Below are 26390 nucleotides of genomic sequence, written 5' to 3' on the forward strand. Positions count from 1 at the left end.
CCGAAGGCATGGATCCTCTGATATACTCTATCCATGGCTACAAATTCTTTTTATCGTTTATTCCTCTTTTCTCGTGTCAATCGTGCCTGCCCGCCGTTTGTTTGGAGGGTGGAATCTCGTGGTTGCATTTTGTATTTCTGTTTCTATTTCCCCCCTGCCATACAAAAAAATTGACAATTACGGTATTTCATATTAGAAAAATGGGACATCCCGTCCGCTTCAAAAGGAACGGGAATTGAAATATGAGCTATTGGATGGAAACTGTTTTAAAAACTACCCTCTATATAATTATGGGAGCGTTATCCCTATTTGCGATTTCCGTTATAATTATTGCTTTAATCAAATCCTTTCTCAAATTATCTACCGTTCGCCAGATACAAACAATCCGTATATTCTTCTTAACCTCTGCCGCTCTTATAATTACCAGCATCCTCACTTTTAACTCTTATGATTACTCCCAATTAAATCCTTTTTATTTCCACATTCAGCCAATCGTTTTGAATAAATGCGGCATTGTAGGCGCAATAACAAGCTTATGGTTCAAATCAATTTTTGGAATCTGCGCATGGTTGATTCCGTTTTTACTACTATTATGGGGATTAATGCCTTATAGATACTGGGCAATTCTACCGTTAAAAACTCTTTTTATCATCGGTGTAACTTTATTATTATGTTTATCTTTTTCCAGCTTTCCCCAGCTTAATACAGACGGTGGTCTTTTAGGCAATAATCTTAAAATATTCCTGGATAAATATTTTGGAGTCGGCAAATGGTTTGTTATATTTGCCATCTTGTTCGGAATGGCTTTAACGTTTGATGTTTTCCGCAATGCTGTTTTTAGTTTCTTCGCCAACCTTTTCAATCGCATTTTCAGACGCCATAAAACTCTACTAGAATCGGAAGCAGAATATTCGGCAACGTTGCCTGATACAGCGCCGGAAAGCGTTCCGGTCGAAACAAAAGAGAATATAGAAATTCCCGTAACGGACGAATCCAAATCTTTAATTCAAGGTGAAACAGCTCCTGTGGAAACTCCCGAACAAACGGAAACAATTCCGGCCTGCCTGCCCGATAGGCAGGAAGAATTAAAAACTGACACTCAAACGGATATGCCTGTCCAGGAAGTCGACACACAGTCTTTGCCTGCAAACGTTCCATCTCGTCCTGAAAATCCTTTAGATGCAGCACTCAAAGACACCAAAAAATTCAAAGAGATGTATCTTGAAAAATTAAAACTACCTGATAATAACGCTACTCCCGTTGAGGATGAACAGGTATTAAAGAACAATGCAAATCTTCTGGAATCTAAGTTTGCAGAGTTTGGCGTTAAAGGAAGAATAACTAATGCCGCTCCGGGTCCTGTAATTACTCGTTATGAACTTGAACTTGACCCCGGTATAAAAGTTTCCCAGGTTGCCTCTTTAGCCGATGATATCGCGCTGTCAATGAAATCCGCAAGAATAAGAATAGAAGCTCCTATTCCCGGAAAAGCCGCAATCGGAATAGAAGTCCCAAACCAGCACAGGCAAAGTGTTTACATACGAGAACTTTTAAGCTCAAAGGAGTTTGATTCCGACCCTGCAACATTATGCACGGCTCTTGGTAAAGACATTGCAGGCGAACCCGTTTATGCGGATGCCGCAGAATTTCCACACTTGTTAGTTGCGGGAACTACGGGTTCAGGAAAAAGCGTATTCATAAACACAATCATCGCAAGCATATTATATCGCGCATCCCCTGCAGATGTTCGTTTTCTGATGATAGACCCAAAACGGCTTGAATTGCGCCTTTATAACGGAATACCCCATCTCGTCAGACCCGTAATTTCGGATGCGAAAGAATCTCTCGGAGCATTAAAGGAAGCTCTTAGCTGGATGGAAATCCGTTATAAAGAATTCGCCATTGCCGGAGTCAGGGATATTGCCGGTTATAATCAAAAAGCTGCCGTTCCGAAACCTTATATTGTTATATTGATAGATGAACTTGCCGATTTGATGCTTACCGCGCCGCGAGACATAGAAATAATTTTAACCCGTCTTGCGCAAATGTCGCGCGCAGTCGGAATTCATCTTGTTATTGCCACACAACGCCCGAGCGTAGACATAATCACGGGTTTAATAAAAGCAAATTTCCCTGCGAGAATAGCATTCCAGGTAGCATCGAAAACCGACTCGAGAACGATTCTTGATATGAACGGCGCAGAAAAATTATTAGGCAAAGGAGATATGTTATTTTTGCCGCCCGGCGAAGGAGTAACCAAAAGAGTACACAGTGCATACATTTCAACACAAGAATCCAAACACATAACGGATTTATGGTCATTAAAATGGCTTAAAGAATTATTAAAAGATAACATAGATAACTCCTCGCAAATCGCAGATGACATAGTTCGGCAGGATTTGGTAGAATCACTGGTCAGTATAGATACGCTCCCCGGTTCCGCCGAACGTATAGAAATGTTCGCGAAAGCTACGGAATCGAAATATGGTTTAAGCGGAGTATCCGATTTGTTATTGTCTCTTGATTACTATCCCGAACTTCCCGAAAGAAACCACATATTAGACACAAGACCTTTAGATACCCGCCAGGGAGAATATGAATCCACGTCTTCACCAAAGTCGGAAGAGTCTATGGTTCAAGGCGGGAAAGCAAATAATAACGAAACAGACGAACTATTTAATGAAGCGAAAGAACTTGTAATCCGTCATAGAGTTGCTTCAGTATCGCTATTACAAAGGCAATTCAAAATAGGCTATGCGCGGGCAGGAAGATTAATAGATGAATTAGAAAAAGCAGGAGTTGTCGGACCTTATGTTGGAAGTAAATCCAGAGAAGTAATACTTTAGTTAGACTTTGCTCCGTCAGGAGCTTAGTCTAACTTATCCAATTTTGCGAAGCAAAATTTAAGGTATCGCTTAAGGATTAAAGAAGGATATCCGCCAACTAATAACTTTCTCTTTTTTTCTTAATGGAAGATAATACAAATAGTGTAATAAAATGGCTGCTTGCCGGTGACCCTTCAATTATTTATCAAACAAACCGTGATTTACTAAATACCGATATAGAAAAATTAAACCACTTAAGAAAAGCTATTGCAAAAAGTGGCTGGGGCAAAAAATTCCTTGATAGACGTAATAATGAGACGGGATTATGGGGAAATGGAATTTATTCGCCTAAATGGATTTCAACTACTTATACACTGCTTGACCTGAAAAATATTGCAATACCTCCCGAAACAAAAGAATATATAGAAAGCAGTAAAATACTAATTAATACACTTTGGAAAATACCCCAAAAAAAGAAGGAAAGACATGGGGATTTATGTGTATGTGGAATGATATTAAATATATGTTGTTATGCGAAAATCTCTTCGCCAAAAATAAATGAAATTATTGATTTTATTCTGGAAAAACAATTCCCTGACGGAGGTTGGAACTGCAGATGGGAATTCGATAAAAATCACAGCTCCCTTCATACGACAATCAATATATTGGAAGGATTAAAAGAATACCTGGACAATAAATACTCCTATAAAAATAAAGAAATTATTCCCTCCATAAAAAAAGCTCATGAATTCATCTTAATGCATAAACTATATAAATCCGACAAAACCGATGAAATAATTGACAAAAAGATGACAATGTTATCCTATCCTGTCCGGTGGAAATATGATATTCTAAGATGTATGGATTATTTTGGGTCCTCTTGTCAAAAATATGATGAGAGAATGGAAGAAGCATTAGAAATCATACTGGGAAAGAAGTTAATAAATAATCATTGGCCCGTGCAACAGAAATATGCGGGAAGAGTACATTTTGAGATGGAAGCAATAGGCAAAGAAAGCAGATGGAATACATTAAGAGTATTAAGGGTATTAAAGAAATACAAACATTAGGCAAATAAAACAACTCTCGTTTTTGATTCCTCTTCCCCGCCCCCTCCGTCCTCTTCCGTTACAACAACTACTATAGTCCCGAATCTTTTACGGGAGAGTTGGATAAACCGGGGTTCAGGTAGGCAAATCCAACGTAATTAAAGTAACGTTTATCTATTGCAAACTCTACCTAAAAAAATGGATTTTACCTCTTGACAATTACGAGTAAAAAAGATACTCTATATCCTATTATATGAAGCATAAAGGTTAATGTTTGTTCTATTTTTTATTTTAATCCAGTCTAATATTACTTCCCTGTTTGGTATACAGGCAAGTAGCTTAAAGGCTCTTTCAGATACCACGGGGCCTGCGACATCCGAACTTGGCAGAACGGATTCAGTTTCTCAAAAAGATAGCTTGCCTACCGAATCCGATAACACGGAGGCTTCGCACCAGGCAGGTAGTGTTATTTCAACAGATAGTTTACAATCCCCGTTAGCGCAAGACACCCTTGTTATACCTACAATAACAAGCGATACAACAGATAAGAGTCTTAAAAAAGATACGAGTGCTCTTGCCCGCCTGCCGAACAGGCAGGTTTTACCGGATACCCTTTCTAACGATACGATTATTTTACCGGACTCTCTTTCTAACGATACAAACTCTCTTGCTTTTTCAGACACTGTTTATAAGGATACGACCACTCCTGTTTTTCCTGATACTATTCCACTATTAAAAGCTTCCGATATACTACTTAAAGAAGTTTCCGGCTTTGAAACAGAATCGGAGATTTCGTTTTCAAACAAAACGTCCCGCCCTGGCGGTGAAAGTTTTATTGTTAACTATGAGACAAAAGACAGCATATTAGTTAGATTAAAAGCTACTCCATTATCAGAGTTATATAACAATATGATGTTGTCAGGCTTTAAGTCAACATATTCGGAAATATTCATTGCAGGGGCACAAAAAAGTAGAGGAACCGGACTTATTAAAGACATAGAATTGCCAATAAATTTTCCAAAACCCATAGCGGGGATAATAGGACAAGGAGGAAAACTTGATGTATCCGGCAGTCAAAGAGTAGAACTTGGCGGGAGTAAACCAAAAAATTTTGATTATAAGCCAACTGAACAAACACACGAAAGTTGGTTCCCCAATCTTCAAATGAAACAACATCTTACTGTAGACTTAAAAGGAACTATAGGAGAAAAAGTAAATGTATATATTAATCATGACTCCGAGCGTGAATTTGAACTTGATAATACAATAAAACTTGAATACAAAGGAGACGAAGATGAGATAATACAGTCAATTAATGCCGGCAATACGGAACTTTCGTTGCCCGGGGTACTGTTAATAGGAGGGTCAACTCCACATAAAGGATTGTTCGGAATAAAAAGTCAGGCAAAAATAGGCCCCCTAAACTTAACAACTATTGCTTCCAGAGAAGCAACAGAAAACCAGAGCACGACATGGGCAGGAGGAGGGAAAACAAGTCAGGAAATAAAAATAGAAGACATTGATTTTGTGAAATCCCGGTTTTTCGCGCTATTGCCTCCCGAGTACGTTAAAAGTCTGGCAGATAGACATGATATATATTCCGGGAATGTTAATTTATTGCCCCGACAAATATTAGATTTTAAAGTTTACAGAAGTAAAGAAGAGCCAACTGCACAAGACCAGACAAGAGCAGGGACAGCATTTGATATTGCAATCAATCCCACTATTCCGGACACATCTCTCCAATATCGATTCGTTCAGGAATTAGAAAATAGTTTCTTTTTGCTTGATACGGCTGGAATAGGAGGAAGTACTCCAAGACTTCCCATACTGCAGTTAAACTACTCTTTATATTCCGGAGATTTGTTAGCGATAAGGTGGGCTTATGTAAACAGATTAGGGGAAACAGTTACCGTAGGAACATATGATTCTACACAAACAATTTCAATTCAAAACACACAGGTAATCAAAAAAGACAGGCATCTGGGACCGGCCGATACCGCCTATGCAAGCTGGTGGTATGAACTCAAAAATATATACTCATTAGGTTCCGATAGCCTTGATTTAACTAATTTTGATATAAAAATATATAAACACAGTTACGGTGGAGGAGTAGATGAAGAAATAGACCCGACACACAACAATAAACCCTATATAACTCTATTAGGAATAAAAGATACGCTTAGGAACTTGGTAAATGGAAGACTGGATACGAGGTATGGTTTGATAGTGTTCCCCCAAAATTTTCCATTTATTGACACCGTATTAACAGATAAAGATTCCATCTATAATAAACCGGATTTATCGCCTGATAAAGTCCAACCTAAATATTATATATGGGTGCAATATAAAGGAACAACCAGAGATTATTCTCTCGGAATGATGAATATAATGCCGGGCAGTGAAGTAATAAAAGTAGGAGATATCACATTGAAAAGTGGTGAAGATTATGACATAGATTATGATATCGGACATATAACATTTAAAACACCTCTGGTAGATAATCCCAATGCAAAAATAAGCGCTAATTTTCAGTATGTTCCATTTTTTCAGGCGGCTAGTAAAAATTTACTTGGTATGAGAGGTGAAACAAAAATAGGAGAAAATGCACAATTATCTTCGGCTTTTATATATTATTCAACGAGCTCATTTGATACAAGACCTCGTTTAGGCTCAGAGCCAACAAAAATTCTATTGGGTGAATTAGTAGGCAGCGCCTCCTATAAACCTGACTTCTTAACAAAACTTGCCGATGGGTTACCCTTGGTTAATGCATCTGCCCCATCTTCTTTTACGATTCAAGGAAATGTAGGGACATCATTGCCCAATGCGAATACTAAAGGAGATGTATATATAGACGATATGGAAGGAGCAAAGTCTTCCACATCTTTAGGCGTAACAAGAAGCGATTGGATTTTTGGAAGTAAGCCAACCGGAACAGAGGATAATAATTTTGCACACCCACAATGGTATAACCCTCATGACAATCTGCCTGATACAATTCTTTATCCTAATCTATCAGACCAAAAAAGAAAAGATACGCGAACTTATTTGGTTTTACGAACACCAACGGATAGTTGGAGATACGGAAATATGACTGATTCTTGCTGGACTACTCTACAAACCTGTTTGTCAGAACGAGGAATGAGCTTTGCAGAAGAACAATACGTTGAAATATGGGTAAAAGGCAACTCAGGAAAACTCCACCTTGATATTGGAAGTTACATACCTGAAGATGCTATGCGACGAAATTCAAACGGACAATTAATGGGCAGGGGAACATTGGATACAGAAGACAAAAATGGTGACCAGTTAAGAGGATCCGATGAAGATGTGGGACTTGATGGAGTTGCAGGAACGGACGGAGAAAATATACCGGGAGACGAATGGAATGACGATTGGGCATATGATTCCAAGTATCCTGATGATTATTCACACATCAACGGAACAGAAGGGAATGGGAACCTTGACGGAGAAGACCTCGACAAAGACAGCACCCTTGATGACCAATCCGATTTTTTCACTTACAGCATTGATCTATCAAACCCTCAATCTTCCCAGTATCATATTGATGAACGGAGTGAATGGCATTTTTTCCGCATTCCACTTACTGCTTTTGAAACAAATAAAGTTGGAGTTCCTCAATGGGAATATATCAGATATTCCCGATTATGGATCGAACAAATATCCCCGGGCTATGAGGTAGCTATAGCCGCTTTAGATGTAGTAGGCAATAAATGGAAACACAAAGGAAGCGACAATGTAACGATATCTACAAAAAATACAAACGAAGACCCTGATTATAACGCTAACCCGGCTCCGGTAAAACGAGAAAAAGACTCCTACGGTAGATTAGAACAGGAACAATCATTAGTGTTAAAATACGAAAATCTTTTAAATACAGAAGGAAGTTGTTATACCACTTATTCCGTTCCAAGAAGTTTTATTCAATATAAGAATTTCTCTTTCTGGACAAGAGGCACCGGAAATGCTCAACTTTTTATTAGACTGATAGGAGATAATTTCAATTTCTACGAATACCGCGACTCCACCAATACAAGCTGGGAAGAAAAACAAATAGATTTTGAAGCTATGGCTCAATTGAAATTAACCCGCAGCTTAGATACTTCTACTGTTGACACCTGTATTGATGGACATCGTTACATCATACACGGCAATCCAACAATTACAAATATTTCTCGCATTGAACTTGGCGTTATTGCAGACTCAAATAAGTCTGATTCGGGAGAAGTTTATTTTGACGAATTGAGACTTTCCAATGTAAAGCGAGATGTCGGAGTCGCCGGCACAATAGGACTTACTTGCGGTATTTCAGATTTTGCATCCTTAAATCTTAGCTATACTTCTACCAGCCCTTATTTTAAAAGCCTTGCCGCATTTTCTTCGGAAGCAGGTCGTATGGCAACAAATTCTCAAAAAACAATTGGGTTTAATGGGAGTTTAAAAGCAGATAGATTTTTACCCGCTGCATGGGGATTCTCTCTTCCCATAAACTTCGGCATCACAAATGGAACATCAACTCCGGTACATAAAGATGACATATTGCTTAATTCTCTTGAACAGAAAAAACAAACTTCCTTAAATAAACAACGAAATTTTGGCTTAAGCAATATTAGCAAAACCGGCTCTAAAAATCCCTTCCTACGATTAACTCTTGATAACCTAAAAGGAGCATTCAATTATAGCGACAACGCATCAAATCTACCAACACAAATAGATTCTTCTTTTACTCATACTTCATCTGCAAGTTACGGCTATTCTCCTAATCTACCGGCATTAAAAATCAAAAACCTCGCCTTTAATTACTTTCCTCAATCAGTAAATATAGGAGGAAGTTATACACATTCCGAAGCTCGTAAATATACTATTCTAGAAAAAATCGATACTCTCACTCACACCACAAAATTGGATACAATATATGATAAATATACGGTCCCGGGAGCTCAAACTTTTTTATGGAATAGGGGAATTACGTATAAGCCGATTAATCCCCTCCTGCTTAACTACTCCAGCAATCATACAAAAAACCTTTACTTTGACCGAAAAGACAAAGAAATAGGAATGAATGAACATATAGGAGTTGGCTTTAATCCCAGTTTGTTTGGCATAATTTCCCCGGGAATATCTTATAGTGCAGCTTATGCCGAAGACCACAGTAAAATGTTGGATTCTGTAAGAAATGTAGGCACGACAAATAGCATCACATATACATTGCCTGTTAATCTCTATAAGATTATTACCTTAGGAACAAAAATTCGAAATGAAAAATTGGATTCTCTGGCAAAACCATTAAGTTTTAACTGGAGCTTAATTCAAATTGAAAAACTAGTAGGCACATTACAAAACCCTTCCCTCTCTTACTCCATAGGCAAAGGCAATAACTTTTATTCTCTTATCGACAGACCATCCTATAAATATAGATGGGGATTTGAAGAAAACCCTGATACAAGAATTGCTTCAGATTCAATTGACCACAGTTCCTTTTTCAATCAAACAAAATCTTATGGTATTACCGGAGTCGGAATTTCTATGAAAAATATTTCCTTAAGGGGAAGCGCAAGCAAAACGCTCAGCGATAACGGTAAATCCGGCAGCAATATTACTACTTCCTCTCAAACTCAGTATCCTAATTTTTCGGTTGATATAGGAAATATAGAAAAGTTTTTCTTATTCAAAAAATTATTTAATTCTTTTAACGCAAGTTACACTTACGCATTAAACACCAGCGAATCAGGAGCAAAAGCCACGCTTACAAGCGCTCCTATCCTTACAAGCATATCTAAAAATATAAATACTTCTTACGAAGTTAATGGAGAATTTAAAGACAAAACCGGGGCAAGAGCCTCTATTAATTTTAACAAGGGACGAGAGGAGTTAAAAACAGAAACTGGTAACATTACTGCTTCGCAAAAAATTAGTTATAGTATTAGTGTGAACCGTTCTATTAATGCTTCGGAAGGAATAAAATTTCCGGGATTATATAATGTAAAACTTAAAAGTAGCCTGGATGCAAGCGTTACGACCGACCTTAATTTTGAGACTAAAGAAAATGCCGTTACTAATGAGAAAAAAATAGATACTAAATCAATAAAAGTATCTCCTGCGTTGAATTATAATTTTTCTGAAAGTATAACCGGTGGTGCCACTGCTTTCTATACCCAACAATGGTCAAAAATTGGATATGGAGGCAACTTAAGAGATGTGGGCCTTAAATTTTCTGTTACATTTACATTTTAGTTGGACTTAACTCCGAAGGAGTTTAGTCCAACTTATCCAATTTTGCGCAGCAAAATTTAAGGTATCGAATAAAGATTAGAAAAGGGTTAGTTGGAGTTTCCCGCCAAGGCGGGATTATAGTTAGCTCTTAGAACTTTAGTTCTTAGAGATAATTATCCAGCTCCGCTGGACTCTAACTTATCCAGTTTTGTCCGGCTTTTTATGGGCAAAACTTAAGGAACAGAATAAAGATTAGAAAAGGATTAGTTAGAAGGGGTTTAGTCGGCAATAAAATGTTTTCTTTATTTTTTACTGTTTACTTATAAAATGCAGGAAGACAGAACGAAGATAGTAGTTTTTGTGGTAACAATTGCTTTTTTATTGATCCTCTTAAGATTAGCATTCTTACAACTATGGAGCGGCAAAGAATATAAAAGGCAGGCGTCCAATAACTGCCTTAAGGAAGACATTATATCCGCTCCAAGAGGAGTTATTTATACTAAAGACGGAAAAATAATTGCTGACAATATAGCCACTTATACAATAATTATTGATTCCCTTTCAAAGTTATCTGCTTCTACACGAACTTATCTTACTGATATAATATCTCCCCTTTACTCCAAAGGATACGTTCCTTCTTCAAAAAAAGATACCATTAAAAATGCTCCTCTTAATATTATATGTAAATTAGAAGAACAAAGAGAACAATTCCCTAACCTCAAGGTAAAAGCTCAACCCTCCCGCAGATATTTATACAGCAAAACTTTCGCTCATTTAATTGGGTACACAGGAGAACTTTCTAAAAAAGAACTTAAAAACATCAAAGATAAAAGTAGTGATAAGACTTACAGATTAGGCGGGAACATCGGAAAATCCGGACTCGAAAAACAATACGAAGAATTCTTAAAAGGCAAAAATGGAGCTCGTTACATAGAAGTAGATGCGCGCGGACGTGAACTCGGACTCCTTTCTTATGACCCTCCCGAACCTGGTTATGACACATGGCTCAATATTGATTTTGATTTGCAAATCCTGGCTGATTCCATATTTACCGCTTCAAACTTTTCCGGTTGTTGCGTCGCTATGAATCCTTATACGGGAGAAATCCTTGTCTGGGTATCCAGACCGGCATTTGACCCTAATTTATTCTCTACAAGTCTAACTTACAACGTATGGCGACAATGCATAGAAGACCCGTCCGCTCCTCTATACGATAGAGTTCTCGGAACTAATCCTCCCGGTTCTGTTTTTAAAATGGTCACCGCCGCCGCTGCCATCGATTTAGGAAAATTACACGCAGATACATATCAATTTGTATCCTGTAACGGTTCTATGTTAATAGGTAATAGAACTTTTAATTGTTGGGATGTTCACGGTTCTACAAATACAGTAGAAGCTATTACCGTTTCTTGTGATGTCTTTTTTTATCAGGTCGGAATGAACCTCGGTATAGAACCTCTTTGTTCTAAAGCAAGAGACGTTGGTTTTGGCAAAGTCACGGGAGTCGACATCCCGAGAGAAAGCAAAGGGTTCGTCCCTTCCGAACAATGGTACAAAAAAAAATACGGTGGTATTTGGGGGAAAGGACTTGTAGCTAATTTATCTATCGGACAGGGAGAAATTCTTGTTACTCCAATTCAAATACTATCTGTTATCTCCGGCATCGCAACAAAAGGTCTAATATACACTCCCAGAATCGTATCTAAAATAGTTAATTCTTCGGGGGAATTGATTTATTCGACTCCCGCTCATTATAGGGCTTTACCCTTTTCGCAGGAAGCAATTAACGTTGCGCGCGAAGGAATGTTAGGCGCAGTTAACGCTCCCAACGGCACTGCCAGAGCTGCCATAATCCCGGAGATACAGGTTGCGGGAAAAACCGGGACAGCCCAAAACCCCCACGGCACACCTCACGCATGGTTTACTGCTTTTGCGCCGTATGAAAATCCTGAAATTTGTGTCGTTGTTCTTATCGAAAATGGTGGACATGGAGGCAGTATAGCCGCCCCTATCGCAAAAAGAATAATCCAAAAATATCTCTCAAAACAACACCCCCAAACTCAACCGGCTCCCCCTCCGGAATATAATTAATTTTCCCCTTGTCGCCATCTCTTTTATATACTTTTAACCTTACCCATATTAACTCCCTTTTCTATCAACTGTTTTCCATTCTCTACGTCCTATGCTCTTTTTAGTTTTGTGAACCTCTTTCTCTCTGTGCACTCTATTTTTCTCTGTGTTCTCTGTCTGTTTTTCGTTATCTGTTGGCCTGAATCTTTTTTTCTCTGTGTCTGGAGTTTACCCCGCTCTGGCGGGGTGGTTGAATTTTCTGTATTTCCTTATCCGCGTTAATTGGCGTTTATTCGCGGTTCCATTTCTTTCCGTCCCTTCTTACTTCCTACTTTTTTCTGTATCCGTGTTAATCAGTGGCTAAACTTCTGTCATCTGTCACAACAAGTTACCATCTGTTACAGTTATTATAGAAAGCTCTTGAGTCCAACTTAGGCGGACGATTAGAGATCTCTATCCAGCTTTGCTGGACAGTTCTTACTCCATTACCTTATCTTCGGTTCCTGATGCTTAATAAGACGCTGAATGTTTTTCCGATGCGCAAATACTATTAACAAAAATCCCAACGAAACCATAAAAAACAATGCCCCTACCCCATTCTTCAAAAAAACAAGAATAACAAGAACCAACGCCGCACTCATAGATGCCAGAGATACCCAACCAAAAGCCAAAACCAAAAGCCCCCACACACCAAAAGCGATAATCGCCTGAACCGTTACAAGTCCCAAAAAAACTCCGAGTCCTGTAGCTGCGCCTTTTCCGCCCTTGCCTTTAAGCCACGGAGAGAACACGTGTCCTAATATTGATGCAAAACCACATATAATAGCAAGATTAACTCCAAACTTTTGGGAGTGCATTATTATAAACGTAGGCAAAAAGCCTTTTAATATATCCAGAATGGAAACTATAAAACCGTATTTCTTCCCGCATACCCGACCCACGTTTGTCGCGCCTATATTACCGCTCCCCACTTTGCGGATATCTTCTATACCTCGCATCCTCGCAATAATATATCCAAAAGGAATGCTTCCGCATAAAAACCCAAAGACAACCGAAATTATAAAATTCATATTTTCTCCCTATGCCTTGCCGGACAATAATTCAATCGCCTCTTTTATACTTTCTACCTTTTTCTTCAACACTTCCGTAGTCTCTCTTGTTTTGCTAACCACATCAGGATTTGCCTTTGAACAAAAAGCAGGCGAGTTCAATTTGTTTTCATTTGCTTTGATAATCGGATTTAATTTTTCCAGTTCCGCATTTGCTTTTGATAATTCTTCTTTCACGTCTACCAAACCTTCTATGGGGATGGAAAGCCCGACTCCTTTCAACTGTCTTATAACACCCTTTGGCAGGGAATCCGTAAAAATAATATTATTTACTTTTGCAAGTGTCTTTATATATTCCGCATTATTTTCGATTGCTACTTTATCTTTGTTTTCACATTTTATATTTATGTCCAACGCTTGAGTCTGGGAAATATGCAGCTCGGCGCGAATCATTCTCGTAACCGTTATAATGTTTTTTATAAGTTCAAATTCTTCTTCTGCCAAAGCATTACACCATTTCGCTTTCACGCATGGCCAACTGCTTGTCATAATGGATACTTCTTTAGGTTCCAGATTTTTCCATATTTCTTCCGTTATGAAAGGCATAAATGGATGCAACAACTGCAAAAAATTACTCATTACTTTTTCCGCTACTCCTTTTTTTCTGCGTAACTTAGCTATTTCCAGATACCAGTCACAAAAATCGTGCCAGAAGAAATCGTAAATCCGCATGCCGGGTTCCTGCAATTTATACTTTGAAAGCATACGCGTAACGTCCTGTATAAGAGTGGAAAGTCTTGTCATTATCCACTTATCCACGGCTTCTTCTTCAAATCCTTCCGGGTTATCGGGGATAGAACTTATCAGTCTGTAAGCGTTCCATATTTTATTTGCAAAATCTCTTCCCGTAAGGAAAGTATTTTCCTGTATATGCGGGTCCTGCCCTTCTCCGGCGGCAGTAATCAAGGAAAACCGTAACGCATCCGTGCCGTATTTTTTTATAATTTCTCTCGGGTCTATGCCGTTTCCCAGGGACTTGGACATTTTCCTGCCGATAGAATCTCTCACTGTCCCGTGAACGTAAACATCGGTAAAAGGGAGCTTCCCGATAAATTTATACCCCGCCATCACCATTCTCGCCACCCAGAAAAATATTATTTCCGAAGCTGTAGAAAGCAACGTAGTAGGATAGAAATATCCCAATTCCTGTGTTCTTTTAGGCCATCCAAATACGGCAAACGGCCAGAGCCAGCTTGAAAACCACGTATCCAGCACGTCTTCATCCTGATGGATGTCGGTGCCTCCGCATTTAGGACATACTTTCGGCGTAAAAGCTTCTACAATTGGCGGACATCCGTTACTGCAATAAAACACGGGTATGGGATGTCCCCACGTTATTTGCCTTGAAATGCACCAATCCCTGACATTGTTCATCCAGTTTAAGTATACTCCCGTCCACCTGTCGGGATAAAATTTTATTTCTCCGGTTTCCACTGCTTTAATGGCAGGCGCGGCAAGTTCTCTCTGGTTTACAAACCATTGCTTCGAAAGCAACGGTTCTATTATTGATTTACATCGGTAACAACGCCCGATAGTATTTTCGTAAGGTTCCGTTTTTAATAATAAGTTTTCCGATTCCAGTTGTTCTAAAACTTTTTTGCGCGCTTCTTTCACGGTTAATCCGCGATACTTCCCGGCGTTTTCGTTAAGAATGCCGTAATTATCCATTATGCGAATCTTCTGCAGGTTGTGCCTTTCCGCGATTTCAAAGTCCATTGCATCGTGCGCGGGAGTGATTTTCACAACACCCGTTCCGAAGTTCGGGTCAACTGCATCATCCGAAACAACCTGTATTTCGCGGTTCATAATCGGCAGGACAAGTGTTTTGCCGATAAACTTTTTGTTTTTTTCGTCCGAAGGATTTACTGCGCAAGCAGTATCTCCAAGCATTGTTTCGGGTCTTGTCGTAGCCACGACAACGTATTCGTCTTCATTTTTTATTGGGTATTTTATATAATACAATGAACCTTTATTCGCTTCATTGTCAACCTCTTCATCGGATATTGCGGTTGCGCATTTAGGACACCAGTTAACGATATAATCGCCCTTGTAAATCAGCCCGTCTTTATATAATCTCACAAAAGCTTCCTGCACGGCAAGCTGAAAACCGGGGTCCATCGTATATCTTGTATGGTCCCAATCGCAGGAGCAACCTAATGATTTGAGTTGTTCAAGTATGATTGATTTTTTTTCTTCCGCCCAATTTGTGGCGTGTTTCAAAAACTCTTCCTTCCCGATATCGCTTTTGGATTTACCTTTCAGAACTTCCGCGATTACCATAACTTCGGTAGCGATACCTGCATGGTCAACACCGGGAATCCATTCCGCTTCGTATCCCTGCATTCTTTTAAAACGTACGAATATATCCTGGATTGTGTTATTTAAAGCCTGCCCGAGATGTAAAATATTAGTAACGTTCGGCGGCGGGATAACAACCGTAAACGGCTTACGTTCAAGGTTAGGAACGGCATTGAATAGTTTATTGTCTATCCAATACTTGTACCACTTTTTTTCTACGTTTTCCGCGTTATATATTTTATCTAATTCCATAATATTGTTTTAATAATCTAAATTATTAGGTAATTTAACCTATCTTATTTAATAGTCAATAAAATTAATATTCCTATAAAATTATGACTAAAGACTTATTGACAAATACTAAGAATGAAAGCATTAATAACAAATTATAACAAAAATAATAAAAAAACAGGGGGAATTATGAAAAGATTATTTATTCTATTTATAGGATTTATCGTACCTTTACAGATTTTTGGACAGGTATGGGTAGCGAGGTATGATGGTTCAGCGCATCAAGGAGATGGTGCATTTGCAATTGCAGTGGATGATAGTGGAAATGTGTATGTAGCCGGAGCGAGCGGGGATACTTTTGCTTACCCGGATTACTTGACAATAAAATATAACAGTGCGGGAGATACTGTATGGGTTAGGAAATATGATGGACCAGACAATGATGGCGATAATGCATATGCAATTGCAGTTGATAAAAATGGGAACGTATATGTGACGGGAAGGAGTGTTGGAATTGGGACTTATTATGATTATGCGACAATCAAATACAACAGTGCAGGAGATGTAGTATGGGTTAGAAGATATGATTGGGGAGGCGGAACGGGGGATAAAGACGATGAAGCAAGTGCAATAGCAGTGGATGACAGCGGAAATGTATACGTAACAGGACGTGCGAATGGTTATGTAACGATAAAGTATAACAGTTTTGGAGATAGTGTGTGGGTTAGTCACTATACTGGAACAGGGACTGGTGATACTCCTTTTGCACATGCTATAACAGTAGATAACAATGGAAATGTATATGTAACGGGAGAAAGTGGCTATACTGACTATGCAACAATAAAATATAACAGTTTCGGGGATACGGTATGGGTTAGAACTTATAGTGGAACAGGAAAGGGTTATAAAAACTTAAAAGAATATGGTCATACTAAAACAAAAGGACTTACATGGGGAGGGGGTGGCACAGGAATAGCAGTGGACATTAACGGAAATGTGTATGTAACAGGATGTATTACGACAGGAGTGTACCCCTATACTGATTATGCAACGATAAAATATAACAGTGTAGGAGATACAATCTGGACCCGAAGGTATTATGGTCCAGACAGTACTCGTAAAGACGAAGCAACTGCACTTGCAATAGATAATAATGGAAACGTTTATGTTACAGGGAAGAGTTATGCATCAGGAAATAATCCCGATTATGCAACAATAAAATACAACAATTCAGGGGATACTATGTGGGTTAGGAGATATAATGGTCCCGGTAACAGTTATGATTGGGCGAATTCAATTGCAGTGGATAACATCGGGAATACTTATGTAACAGGAAGAAGTTGTGACACCGGGACTTATTATCCTGACTATGTAACGATAAAATACAATAGTTCAGGAGGCGAAGAGTGGGTTCAGAGATATAATGGACCCGGGAATGATTTTGATAATGCATACTCAATCGCAGTAGATAACAAGGGATATGTATATGTAACGGGGGATAGTTATGGTTTTTCTTCTTCCGGAGATGACTGTACGACGATAAAATACTCGTGCGTAGGAGTGGAAGAATCAAATATGAAAAATCAAATATCAAATATTCAAATATTCCCGAATCCGTTTACACAGACTACAATTATAAAATTAGAAAATTCAAAATTGAAAGAGTCTAAAATACAGATATATGACATATGTGGACGATTGGTAAGAACAACGAATAATAATATTCTAGGAGAGGACTTAAAAAAAGGAGTTTATTTTGTGAAGATAAATGATAATAAAAAGTTGTTAAAAATAATAAAGATAGGAGGGGTAAAATGAGGAAGGTATTAATGTTTGTGAGTTTAGTTGTTTCAATGGTTTGTATAACGAATAGACAGATAAGTGTTGAAGAATAATGTCTTTTATCATAAAATCACATCATACTGAACAAAAACCACAGATTTTGTTCAGTATGATTATTTTAATACTTAAAATTCACTATATTGTCAAGCTTATAGTTGAAAATATTTTAACAATAAAGAGAGGTTGAATTATATTCTACGGGGGAAATCATCGTCAGGAAATGCTTCCCGCAGGAAGAAAATAATTAAGGGCAAACCTGCCTCGCCAAAAACAAATGGCAATTCTTTCGAATTGCCATTACTGTTTAAATCTTAGAAGAACATTAAAAAACGAATTACTTCTCGTATCCTTCAACCGGGCTGCATAAAGAAGTTCTTGTCGAAGCTGCCGGCGTGAATTTCAGGACAAACTCCAATGCTTCAGCTTCGTTTGGAGCTTCATATACGACTACGAAATCGTGTGCTCCCAATAATTTTAGAAATTCTTTTATTTTTATATTATCCGGTGCCTTGGTTTTTTTAGTCAGATAAAATAAATCTTCCGACTTTCCCGGTATTACATCAAAGGTAGTCATAAAAAGCATTTTTCCCCCTTTTAGTTCAACTCTCTTCTTTCTCTGTGCCCTCTCTTTTTCTTATCTCCATTTTCTTATCTGTTATTTTTTCAACCCTCAATTTTCTGTTCTCCGTGGACGGAGTTTACCCCGCCTTGGCGGGGTGGTTGATCTTTCTCTATTCTGTTTTCTATTTCTCGTATCCTTCAACCGGACTCGACAAAGAAGTCCTGGTAGAAGCTGCCGTTGTGAATTTCAAAACAAATTCTAATGCTTCGGATTCATTCGGAGCTTCATATATAACTACAAAATCATGCGCTCCAAGTAATTTAAGAAACTGTTTTATCTTTATGTTTTCCGGCGCTTTTACTTTTTTCGTAAGATAAAGCAAATCTTCTATCTTCCCCGGTATCACATCCATCGTGGTCATAAAAAGCATTCTTCCCCCTTTTTTATTTGTTTAATTCTTTCCTTTAATTAAAAGAATTGCAATAGAACTCATATTTTAACTAAAAATATTGTATTTTCAAAAAATGTCAACTTTTTACTGGAGTTTTCCTTTTTTTATCAGACGGAGTGTCTGTACGCCTCAGGCGAATTACCCAAACTTTTATATATGCAATACCTCCCGCAAGGGCAAACCTTTACCCGTCCTAAGAAACCTCTTAGTAAAACCCTTTAAGCTGATTCCTTTTAAGTAAGTTCCGGAGATTCAGATAAAAGTAATACTTTGATGAAGTTATCATTATCTATTTTAGTCGATTTTCTCTCGAAAAACATTATACCATTTAATATGGGAAAACATATCATACGAAACACGCTATAAGTTTAAAACTGTTGACAATAGATTATAAAGGCAATATGAATTAAAAATAAAGAAAACAATATGAACAAACGGGAAGAATCCTTATTTGTAGCAATTAAAACCGGTGATTTAGAAAAAGTAAAAGAAGCAATTAAATTTTCACTTTTATCCAGCAACGCAGATGTTAATATAAAAGACAGGTACGGATATACCCCACTAATTTGGGCATTGGAAAAAGGCTACAAAGAAATTACAGAATTACTTATTGCTAAGGGCGCGGATGTTAATGTGAAAGACATCCAAGGCGATACCCCGCTAAACTTTGCATTGCGGTACGGCTATGAAGAAATCGCAGAATTGCTTATCGCCAAAGGCGCAGATGTTAACGCAAAAGAAAGTATATGGGGAAATACCCCGCTAACCCAAGCATTGGAAAAAGGCTACAAAGAAATCGCAGAATTGCTTATCACTGAAGGTGCAGATGTTAATGTAAAAGACAGATACGGCGATACCCCGCTAATCCAGGCATTAGAAAACGGCTACAAAGAAATCTCAGAATTGCTTATCGCTGAAGGTGCGGATGTTAATGCAAAAAATAATAACGGTGTTACTCCGCTAATCCAGGCATTGGAAAAAGACTACAAAGAAATCGTAGAAATACTTGTCACTAAGGACGCGGATGTTAATGTGAAAGACAAATACGGCAATAACCCGCTAATCTGGGTATTGGAAAAAGGCTACAAAAAAATCGTAGAATTGTTTGTCACTAAGGGCGCGGATGTTAACGCTAAAGACAGATACGGGTATACCGTCCTAATCCGAGCATCAGAAAAGGGGTACAAAGAAATCGTAGAATTACTTATCGCTAAGGGTGCGAATGTTAATGCAAAAAACAATAACGGCGTTACCCCACTAATCCAGGCATCAGAAAAGGGGTACAAAGAAATCGTAGAAATACTTATCGCTAAGGGTGCGGATATTAATGCGGAAACCAAATATTACAATACCGCACTAGTCTGGGCGCTGGGAAACGGTTACAAAGAAATTGCAGAATTGCTTGTCGCTAAGGGTGCGGATGTTAATGTAAAAAATAATAACGGTGTCACTCCGCTAATCCGGGCATCGGAAAAGGGTTACAAAGAAATCGTAGAATTGCTTGTCGCTAAGGGTGCGGATGTTAATGTAAAAGACAGGTACGGCAATACCCCGCTAATCTGGGCATTGGAAAAAGACTACAAAGAAATCGCAGGATTGCTTATCGCTAAAGGGGCACATAGGAACTTATAACCCCAAACACAAATCATCCGGAAAACCTGTATCAAAAAAATCTGTTCCCGTAATCCCCTACTTCCCCTCTTCTCCTCGCACGAAACTCAATATATACCTTACAGAACAGTAAACCACCAACAAACTGCCAACCCAATAAATCCCTATCCAAATAGGATTAACCCCCATAAACATTAACCTGTTCCACCACGTGAATACCGTATTCGAAGCATAAAGAGACTCATTAGATATCTCCGGGGGCGTATATTGGGCGCTTTCAAAAGTATGCAATGTTCCTAAAAATAAATTCCATAAATTTATAAATAAAATCTTTACGGTATCCCATAATTGCGGATACCTGTAATAAAATACATACTCCATATCCTTATCCCAGAAGTAGCGGATTCTCCCGTGCCAGTTAACCAATGTCCCCGCAAATTGAATAAGCAAACTGTAAGCAGCTAAACTATAAATAAAAAATCTTTTACTTGGCGAAAATTTGGGTTTTAACCAATATCCTAAAGGCAGAATCAATAATGGAGTAATTTCGAGCGTATATCTTGGTCCCCAACTAAAAAAATCAGACCACAATAAAGTGCTTCCGAAAAGATAAAAAGCCACAACAGATACTATTAATATGCACTCTTTTTTCTTTTCTCTAAAAAATTGATTCCAACCCAATATCGATAATATTAAAATTGGTGAATATAAAAATATGTTCTTATTCTTATTAAAAACTGTTTTTTGCACTCCTATCGCAATAGAGTCGATATAGTAATACCCTTTATTTAATACTGCTTTTGCACTTGGACTTATGAAAAAACCACCGGTCCTTATCCAATTATACCATCCCCAAAGAAAAAAGAAAGGAGCTACTCCTATTAAAAAAACAAATATTATCTTGGGATTTTTTTCTTTTAAAGCAGTCCCAAAAATAAAAACAGACACAAAGAAAAGAAAAACATACGAGAGGTCTCTTGTGTTGATTGTCAACCCTGCAAAAATTCCACAAAAAACTAAATGCCATAATCTCTGTTTTCTTAAAAATTCAAATAAAAAATATAATGAGCTCACTATAAACAGCATATTTAAATTCCCTTCGTAATTCGTAGAAGAATAGGGAAAAATAATTGTAAAAAAAGCTGAACATAATGTAGTGTAAAAAGATACTTTAAGCGACATTCCAAGGGAACAAAGCAGTGAAAAGAAAACCACACATGCTAATGCATTAACGACAACGCCGGTTAATGCTCCCCAAAAAGATGTAACCTGTTTAACGCCCCCATCCTTATGTATTACTTTACTTACAATCGGTTCACACATAGCAATAGGCGTCATCAGAAAAACATTTGTAATCCCATGCCAATCATACCAATCTCCGTTTTTCCCCTGGACTAATAAAGTATCATTTGTCTCTTTAGCCAGAGACGGAGAATGTCGTTGAACTAAATTCCGGGATATTTCCAACTGAAAATCCGCTTCAACCCACGGCAGCCCCTTCGCAAACAGCAAATATATCGTTGCTATTAGAAAGAAAAGAGAAGTTTTAAATTTCAATAAACTATTACACGGAGTTGTCATTTTCTTCTGCTCCCACTTGTTAACTTTTTTCTATAACCAAACAGTAAACTATAATTTTATTAAAAATTTTTGTCAACCTTAATAAGAAAACAGGAAGAAAATATTGACAGACTGCTATTCTTTAGTAATTTATTAAAACATAGGATATGCTCAGACTACTGACAATAAGTTGTAAAACAAAACAAGGATAAAAACTGAAAAAAATTAGAATTTTAATAGGTAGCGATACGGCATTTACGCTACAAGCGCCCGAAATAAAATATACTTTTCAAACACTGCTTGCCATCGCCGGATTCCCATGGGAATTTGTGAAAGAAGAGAATTCAAACAATGAGGTTGATGTTTATTATGGACACGATAAAAATGTAAATTGCAAGCTTCATATTATACCGTTATGCTTAAACTCTATTATGATAGATACGCCTATTAAGATAATTTACGATAAAGAAATCCCATTCCTTTTTTTTGACGAAATTAGCTTAAAAAATAAAGTCTATCATTTGGATAATGATAAAACGCTTTTGGCAAACGATATAATTTTTTCTTCTTTCTATTTGCTGACAGGCTGGAATGAAAAATTTATAAATAGAGATAAAAAAGACAGGCACAATATTCAACAATCGTTTCTCTATCAAAATAACCTGCTGCACACGCCAATCGTAAATAAATATGCAGACATATTGTTAAATGTTTTCAGTAAAAGTCATCGGCCTCTTCCATCCTGGCCTTACGGTAAAAAATACGCAGTTGCTTTGTCCCACGATATTGATTACCCGGTGATGATAAAATGGATAGAAGCAATAAGATATTGCACAAAAAATAAACCGAATATTAACCCTGTTAAAATATTCGATATATTGTTCGGAAAAGAAACTTTCTGGAACTTTGAAAAATGTATGAAGTTAGAAACCACCTACTGTTTAAAATCTGCTTTTTACTTTTGCGGATATAAAGGGAACTTATTACGCTATTTATTATACGCACCGGACCCGTTTTATGATGTCTCCGGGAAAAAGTTTTCTCAAGTGTTTGAAACCCTGAAAAATCATGGCTTTGAAATAGGAATGCATGCAAGTTATCTTGCATACAAATCTGTGAATTCTTTCAAAGCCGAAAAACAAAAAATAGAATCCGTCCTGGGCAAAAACATTACAGGCAATCGTCATCACTACTGGCACTGGAACCAGGATGATGCAGCACAGACATCGGCAATTCACAATGAAATAGGACTGGTATACGATTCCAGCATTTGTTTCGAAAAACACAGCGGGTTCCGTTACGGCATAAGCAGCCCTTTTCATTTGTACGATTCAAATACCTCTTCCCGGGTTGATACTTTACAATTGCCACCGAGTTTGATGGATGCTCAATTATTTGATTTTAGAAAAGAATCGAAATTTACAAAATATGAAGATATGATAGATTCGCTTATAAATAATGCCAGGTCTTCAAGCGGAGTTTTTGTTGTTGACTTTCATCCAAGGACACTGAATAATACGCTTTTCCCTGAATGGGGAGATAGTTACAAGTATTTGCTAAATGCAGTCTGCAAAAATGATGATTTCTTTTGCGATACCCCCGGGGGAATAGCCAATTACTGGCTGGAAAGAGAAAAAAAATTGTTAGAGGCGTCACGATGAACATTGTCGTTTTGACAAATAAAAATAGCAATTTTGGTAAAAAAGTATTGAACAGATTTATCCTTGACGACCTCCAAGCTAATGCCGTAGTCGTAATTAAACAACCGCCAAACTATAACTGGAAATTATTTAACTCTGTAAAAAAACGAGTCGGCATTTGGGATGCTTTATGCTTTTCCATAGAAAAAATGTTTCAGGGAGAAAAATACACAAGAGATGAAAAACCAATAACAACCGACTATTCTAAATTAGCACAACAGGTATTTTTTACTCACGGGACAAATACTCTACAAACAATAAATATCCTTAAGATGCTGAACCCTGATATTTTAATCCTCGGGCAAACCGGAATAGTTAAAAAGGAAATCCTTGAAATACCAAAACTTGGGACATTGAATGCACATCCTGGAATTCTACCGTTTTATCGCGGTATAGATTGCTGGAAATGGGCTGTTTATAACAACGAGTTTGATAAAATAGGATGTAGTGTCCATTGGGTAGATACAGGTGTTGATACGGGAAGTATAATTGCCGTAAAAAGAAACGATATTGCCAGCCAAGATTTTGCTTGTATTGAAAATATGCTTTACGATAACTGCATTTTATTGCTTTCCAATGTGTTACAAAGATTAAAAACTTCTTATATTGAAGGGACTAAACAAGAAAAAGAAACCGGCAAACAATACTATAAAATGTCTAAAAAATTAGAAAAAACAGTTAAAGATAAATTAAAAAACATTGCAGTAAAAACTGACCGTAAAAAAATATAATTGTTATGAAACTGTCCGTTATTACACCTAAAGACAAAGGAGTATTAAAAAATCATATTGATTTAAGCATATCTATCGTTCATCATAAGAATAAAGAATTTTTAGAAAAATGTCTCGACTCTATATTTAAGGAAACTAAAAACGTAACCCTTGAAATATTTGTAATAGATAATTGTTCAAATGATAAAATACCGGAATTGATTAAAAAAAAATACCCCGGAATTACTTTAATCAGGAACAATAAGACAGAAGGATTTGCAAGCAATCATAACAAAGCATTAAAACTGGCAAACGGACGGTATTTGCTTATCCTGAATAACGATACTATTATTTTAGATTCTGCCTTTGATAAAATGGTACAATTTATGGATACAAACTTAACCATAGGAGCGCTTGGATGTAAAATGTATTTGACAGAAAAAATGGATTCCGCATCTCCGCCATCCTCAAAATACTCTTTTACTCCTCTTAGAGAATTCTGGGACAGTTTAGTAGGACATTCCGGGATACAAAAAATATTCCACAATTCCCCTCTAATTTACAAACCCGGGTGCAGTACCGCAGGTCCGAAAGCAGTTGACACGGAAAACGAAGTGGCACATATAAGCGGGGCATGTATGATGGTACGCAAAGAAGTAGCAACACAAGTAGGCTTAATGGACGAAAACTATATGATGTTTCTTGAAGAAACGGATTGGTGTTATCGAATAAAAAAACAGGGTTGGAAAATGTACTATTATCCGAAAGCTTATATAATCCATTACGGCTCAAAATCATTAGGGTACTTTGAAAATACCAGAAAAAAACTACACGAGGAAAGCCTTGCTTATTTTTTCAAAAAACATTATGGTATCGGTGGATTTCTTTTATTCAAAATGTTAAGAATTGTCCTGTTTCCCCTGATGTCCATACATAAATTATACTTAAAAATAACATACCCTCAAAAATAAGACTTATGAAAATCTTACTGGCCGGAAATTTCCCTTGCGACGAAAAACTTGGTTCGCCCAAAATACTCATTAAACTCGGGAAAGAATTAGAAAAAAGGGGACACTTTGTTAAGTATATATTTAGCGAAGACTTAAAAACCGCCTTGCCGACAAAACATTTACGATACTTTAATTCTCCTCTTGCCGTATTTTTTGCAGTCAGAAAATATTATAAATTATACAAGGGTTTTGATATTGTCCAGATTGCTTCGGGAGACGGTTTTATATGGGGGCTTTATAAAAGAGTTCTAAAACTGAATAACAAATATATTTGTTTATCCATAGGACTTGAACACCTGGATGAAAAAGTCAGGAAAGAAAATGAAAAACTCGGATTGCTGAAATTATCTTTAATACATAAAATAGGATTTAACGTAAGGCTTAGAAGCGTAGAATTATCAATGAAATTAAGCGATATGGTAATATGTTTAAACAGCGTTGATAAAGATTTTATCGTTCAGCATTGTTCCATAAAAACAGAAAAAATAAAAGTAATACCTGCCGGAGTGTCTATAAAGTTTTTTCTAAAACAAAAAAAATCCTATCCCGGCAAAAATTCGTTATTGTATGTCGGGACGTGGATTCCAAGAAAAGGAGTAAAATACCTTGCAGATGCATATTCGATACTTGCAAATAAAATTGATAACCTGAGTTTGACTATAGTGGGAGGAGTAGAAACGGAAGAAACAATTAAATCCGAATTTTCACAAAACGTAAGAAATAAAGTTCAGGTAATTCCGTTAGTTCCTGAAGAAGAGTTGGTTAATATATACGGGAATTATACTATTTTTGTTTTCCCTACTCTTTGCGAAGGGTTCGGTATGGTATTTTTGGAAGCTATGGCATCAGGACTCGCAGTAATCACAACAAACGCAGGAGGAGCAATAGATATAATAGAAAATAATATAGACGGGATTATCGTCCATGAAAGGGATAGTAAAGCTATTGTTTCTGCAGTTGAAAAACTCACATATGATAACAATCTACTATCGGAAATTGGCACAAGAGCAAGAGAAAAAGCCAAGAATTTTGTATGGGAAAATATGGCAGAAAAAATAATCAAGATATACGAAAAATAACCTTGTGACAAACCAAGAAGAATTACTAAGTTAAAGTTGACAAAAA

Annotated in this window: 15 protein-coding genes; 10 read left to right on the forward strand and 5 right to left on the reverse strand. The window is 37.3% G+C overall.

From position 1 onward, the window contains the following. Positions 1–254: 254 nt before the first annotated feature. The 4 genes from WC614_11310 (at position 255) to mrdA (ending at position 12202) form a co-directional block, all read left to right on the forward strand. A complete protein-coding gene (locus WC614_11310) occupies positions 255–2846 on the forward strand; it encodes a DNA translocase FtsK 4TM domain-containing protein (protein ID MFA5033592.1) in 2592 nt (863 codons plus the stop codon). A gap of 122 nt (positions 2847–2968) precedes the next feature. After that, positions 2969–3895: a hypothetical protein gene (locus WC614_11315; GenBank protein MFA5033593.1), complete on the forward strand. Its 927-nt coding sequence runs from the start codon at positions 2969–2971 to the stop codon at positions 3893–3895. Positions 3896–4144: 249 nt separating this feature from the next. Further along, entirely contained in the window at positions 4145–10132 is a 5988-nt protein-coding gene (locus WC614_11320; protein ID MFA5033594.1) for a hypothetical protein, read from the forward strand. Between the two features lie 306 nt (positions 10133–10438). Further along, on the forward strand, positions 10439–12202 hold the full coding sequence (mrdA, locus tag WC614_11325) for a penicillin-binding protein 2 (GenBank protein ID MFA5033595.1): 1764 nt from the start codon (positions 10439–10441) through the stop codon (positions 12200–12202). 464 nt (positions 12203–12666) lie between these two features. Here mrdA and plsY read toward each other — a convergent pair whose 3' ends face one another. Continuing rightward, the gene (gene plsY / locus WC614_11330; GenBank protein MFA5033596.1) at positions 12667–13251 is read right to left on the reverse strand and encodes a glycerol-3-phosphate 1-O-acyltransferase PlsY; all 585 of its coding nucleotides are present in this window, start codon (positions 13249–13251) and stop codon (positions 12667–12669) included. A 9-nt stretch (positions 13252–13260) separates the two neighbouring features. Continuing rightward, on the reverse strand, positions 13261–15840 hold the full coding sequence (locus WC614_11335) for a valine--tRNA ligase (protein MFA5033597.1): 2580 nt from the start codon (positions 15838–15840) through the stop codon (positions 13261–13263). Between the two features lie 168 nt (positions 15841–16008). Here WC614_11335 and WC614_11340 point away from each other — a divergent pair, with 168 nt between their 5' ends. After that, positions 16009–17637 (forward strand): SBBP repeat-containing protein, encoded by a 1629-nt coding sequence (locus WC614_11340; GenBank protein MFA5033598.1) that lies wholly within the window; start codon positions 16009–16011, stop codon positions 17635–17637. A gap of 358 nt (positions 17638–17995) precedes the next feature. On the opposite strand, the gene WC614_11345 is transcribed toward WC614_11340, so the two are convergent. Continuing rightward, a complete protein-coding gene (locus tag WC614_11345; GenBank protein MFA5033599.1) occupies positions 17996–18244 on the reverse strand; it encodes a hypothetical protein in 249 nt (82 codons plus the stop codon). A 160-nt stretch (positions 18245–18404) separates the two neighbouring features. Next, positions 18405–18653, reverse strand: coding sequence for a hypothetical protein (locus WC614_11350; GenBank protein ID MFA5033600.1), 249 nt, complete (start codon positions 18651–18653; stop codon positions 18405–18407). Positions 18654–19100: 447 nt separating this feature from the next. Between WC614_11350 and WC614_11355 the strand changes: the two genes are divergently transcribed. Next, positions 19101–20306 carry an ankyrin repeat domain-containing protein gene (locus WC614_11355; protein ID MFA5033601.1) on the forward strand — a complete coding sequence of 402 codons (1206 nt, stop codon included), beginning with the start codon at positions 19101–19103 and terminating at the stop codon, positions 20304–20306. A gap of 57 nt (positions 20307–20363) precedes the next feature. Here WC614_11355 and WC614_11360 read toward each other — a convergent pair whose 3' ends face one another. Next, positions 20364–21866, reverse strand: a complete 1503-nt coding sequence (locus WC614_11360) for a glycosyltransferase family 39 protein (protein MFA5033602.1) — start codon at positions 21864–21866, stop codon at positions 20364–20366. 308 nt (positions 21867–22174) lie between these two features. On the opposite strand from WC614_11360, the gene WC614_11365 reads away from it, so the two are divergent. The 4 genes from WC614_11365 to WC614_11380 are packed head-to-tail and all read left to right on the forward strand — an operon-like array spanning position 22175 to position 26344. Next, positions 22175–23506: a hypothetical protein gene (locus WC614_11365; GenBank protein MFA5033603.1), complete on the forward strand. Its 1332-nt coding sequence runs from the start codon at positions 22175–22177 to the stop codon at positions 23504–23506. After that, positions 23503–24276 carry a formyltransferase family protein gene (locus tag WC614_11370; protein ID MFA5033604.1) on the forward strand — a complete coding sequence of 258 codons (774 nt, stop codon included), beginning with the start codon at positions 23503–23505 and terminating at the stop codon, positions 24274–24276. The genes WC614_11365 and WC614_11370 overlap by 4 nt, the downstream gene beginning before the upstream one ends. 5 nt (positions 24277–24281) lie before the next feature. Further along, entirely contained in the window at positions 24282–25226 is a 945-nt protein-coding gene (locus tag WC614_11375) for a glycosyltransferase family 2 protein (protein ID MFA5033605.1), read from the forward strand. 5 nt (positions 25227–25231) lie between these two features. After that, on the forward strand, positions 25232–26344 hold the full coding sequence (locus tag WC614_11380) for a glycosyltransferase family 4 protein (GenBank protein MFA5033606.1): 1113 nt from the start codon (positions 25232–25234) through the stop codon (positions 26342–26344). Positions 26345–26390 lie beyond the last annotated feature (46 nt).

Source organism: bacterium (assembly GCA_041649255.1).
GTDB lineage: Bacteria > Hydrothermota > UBA3073 > JACQXS01 > JAQTXJ01 > JAQTXJ01.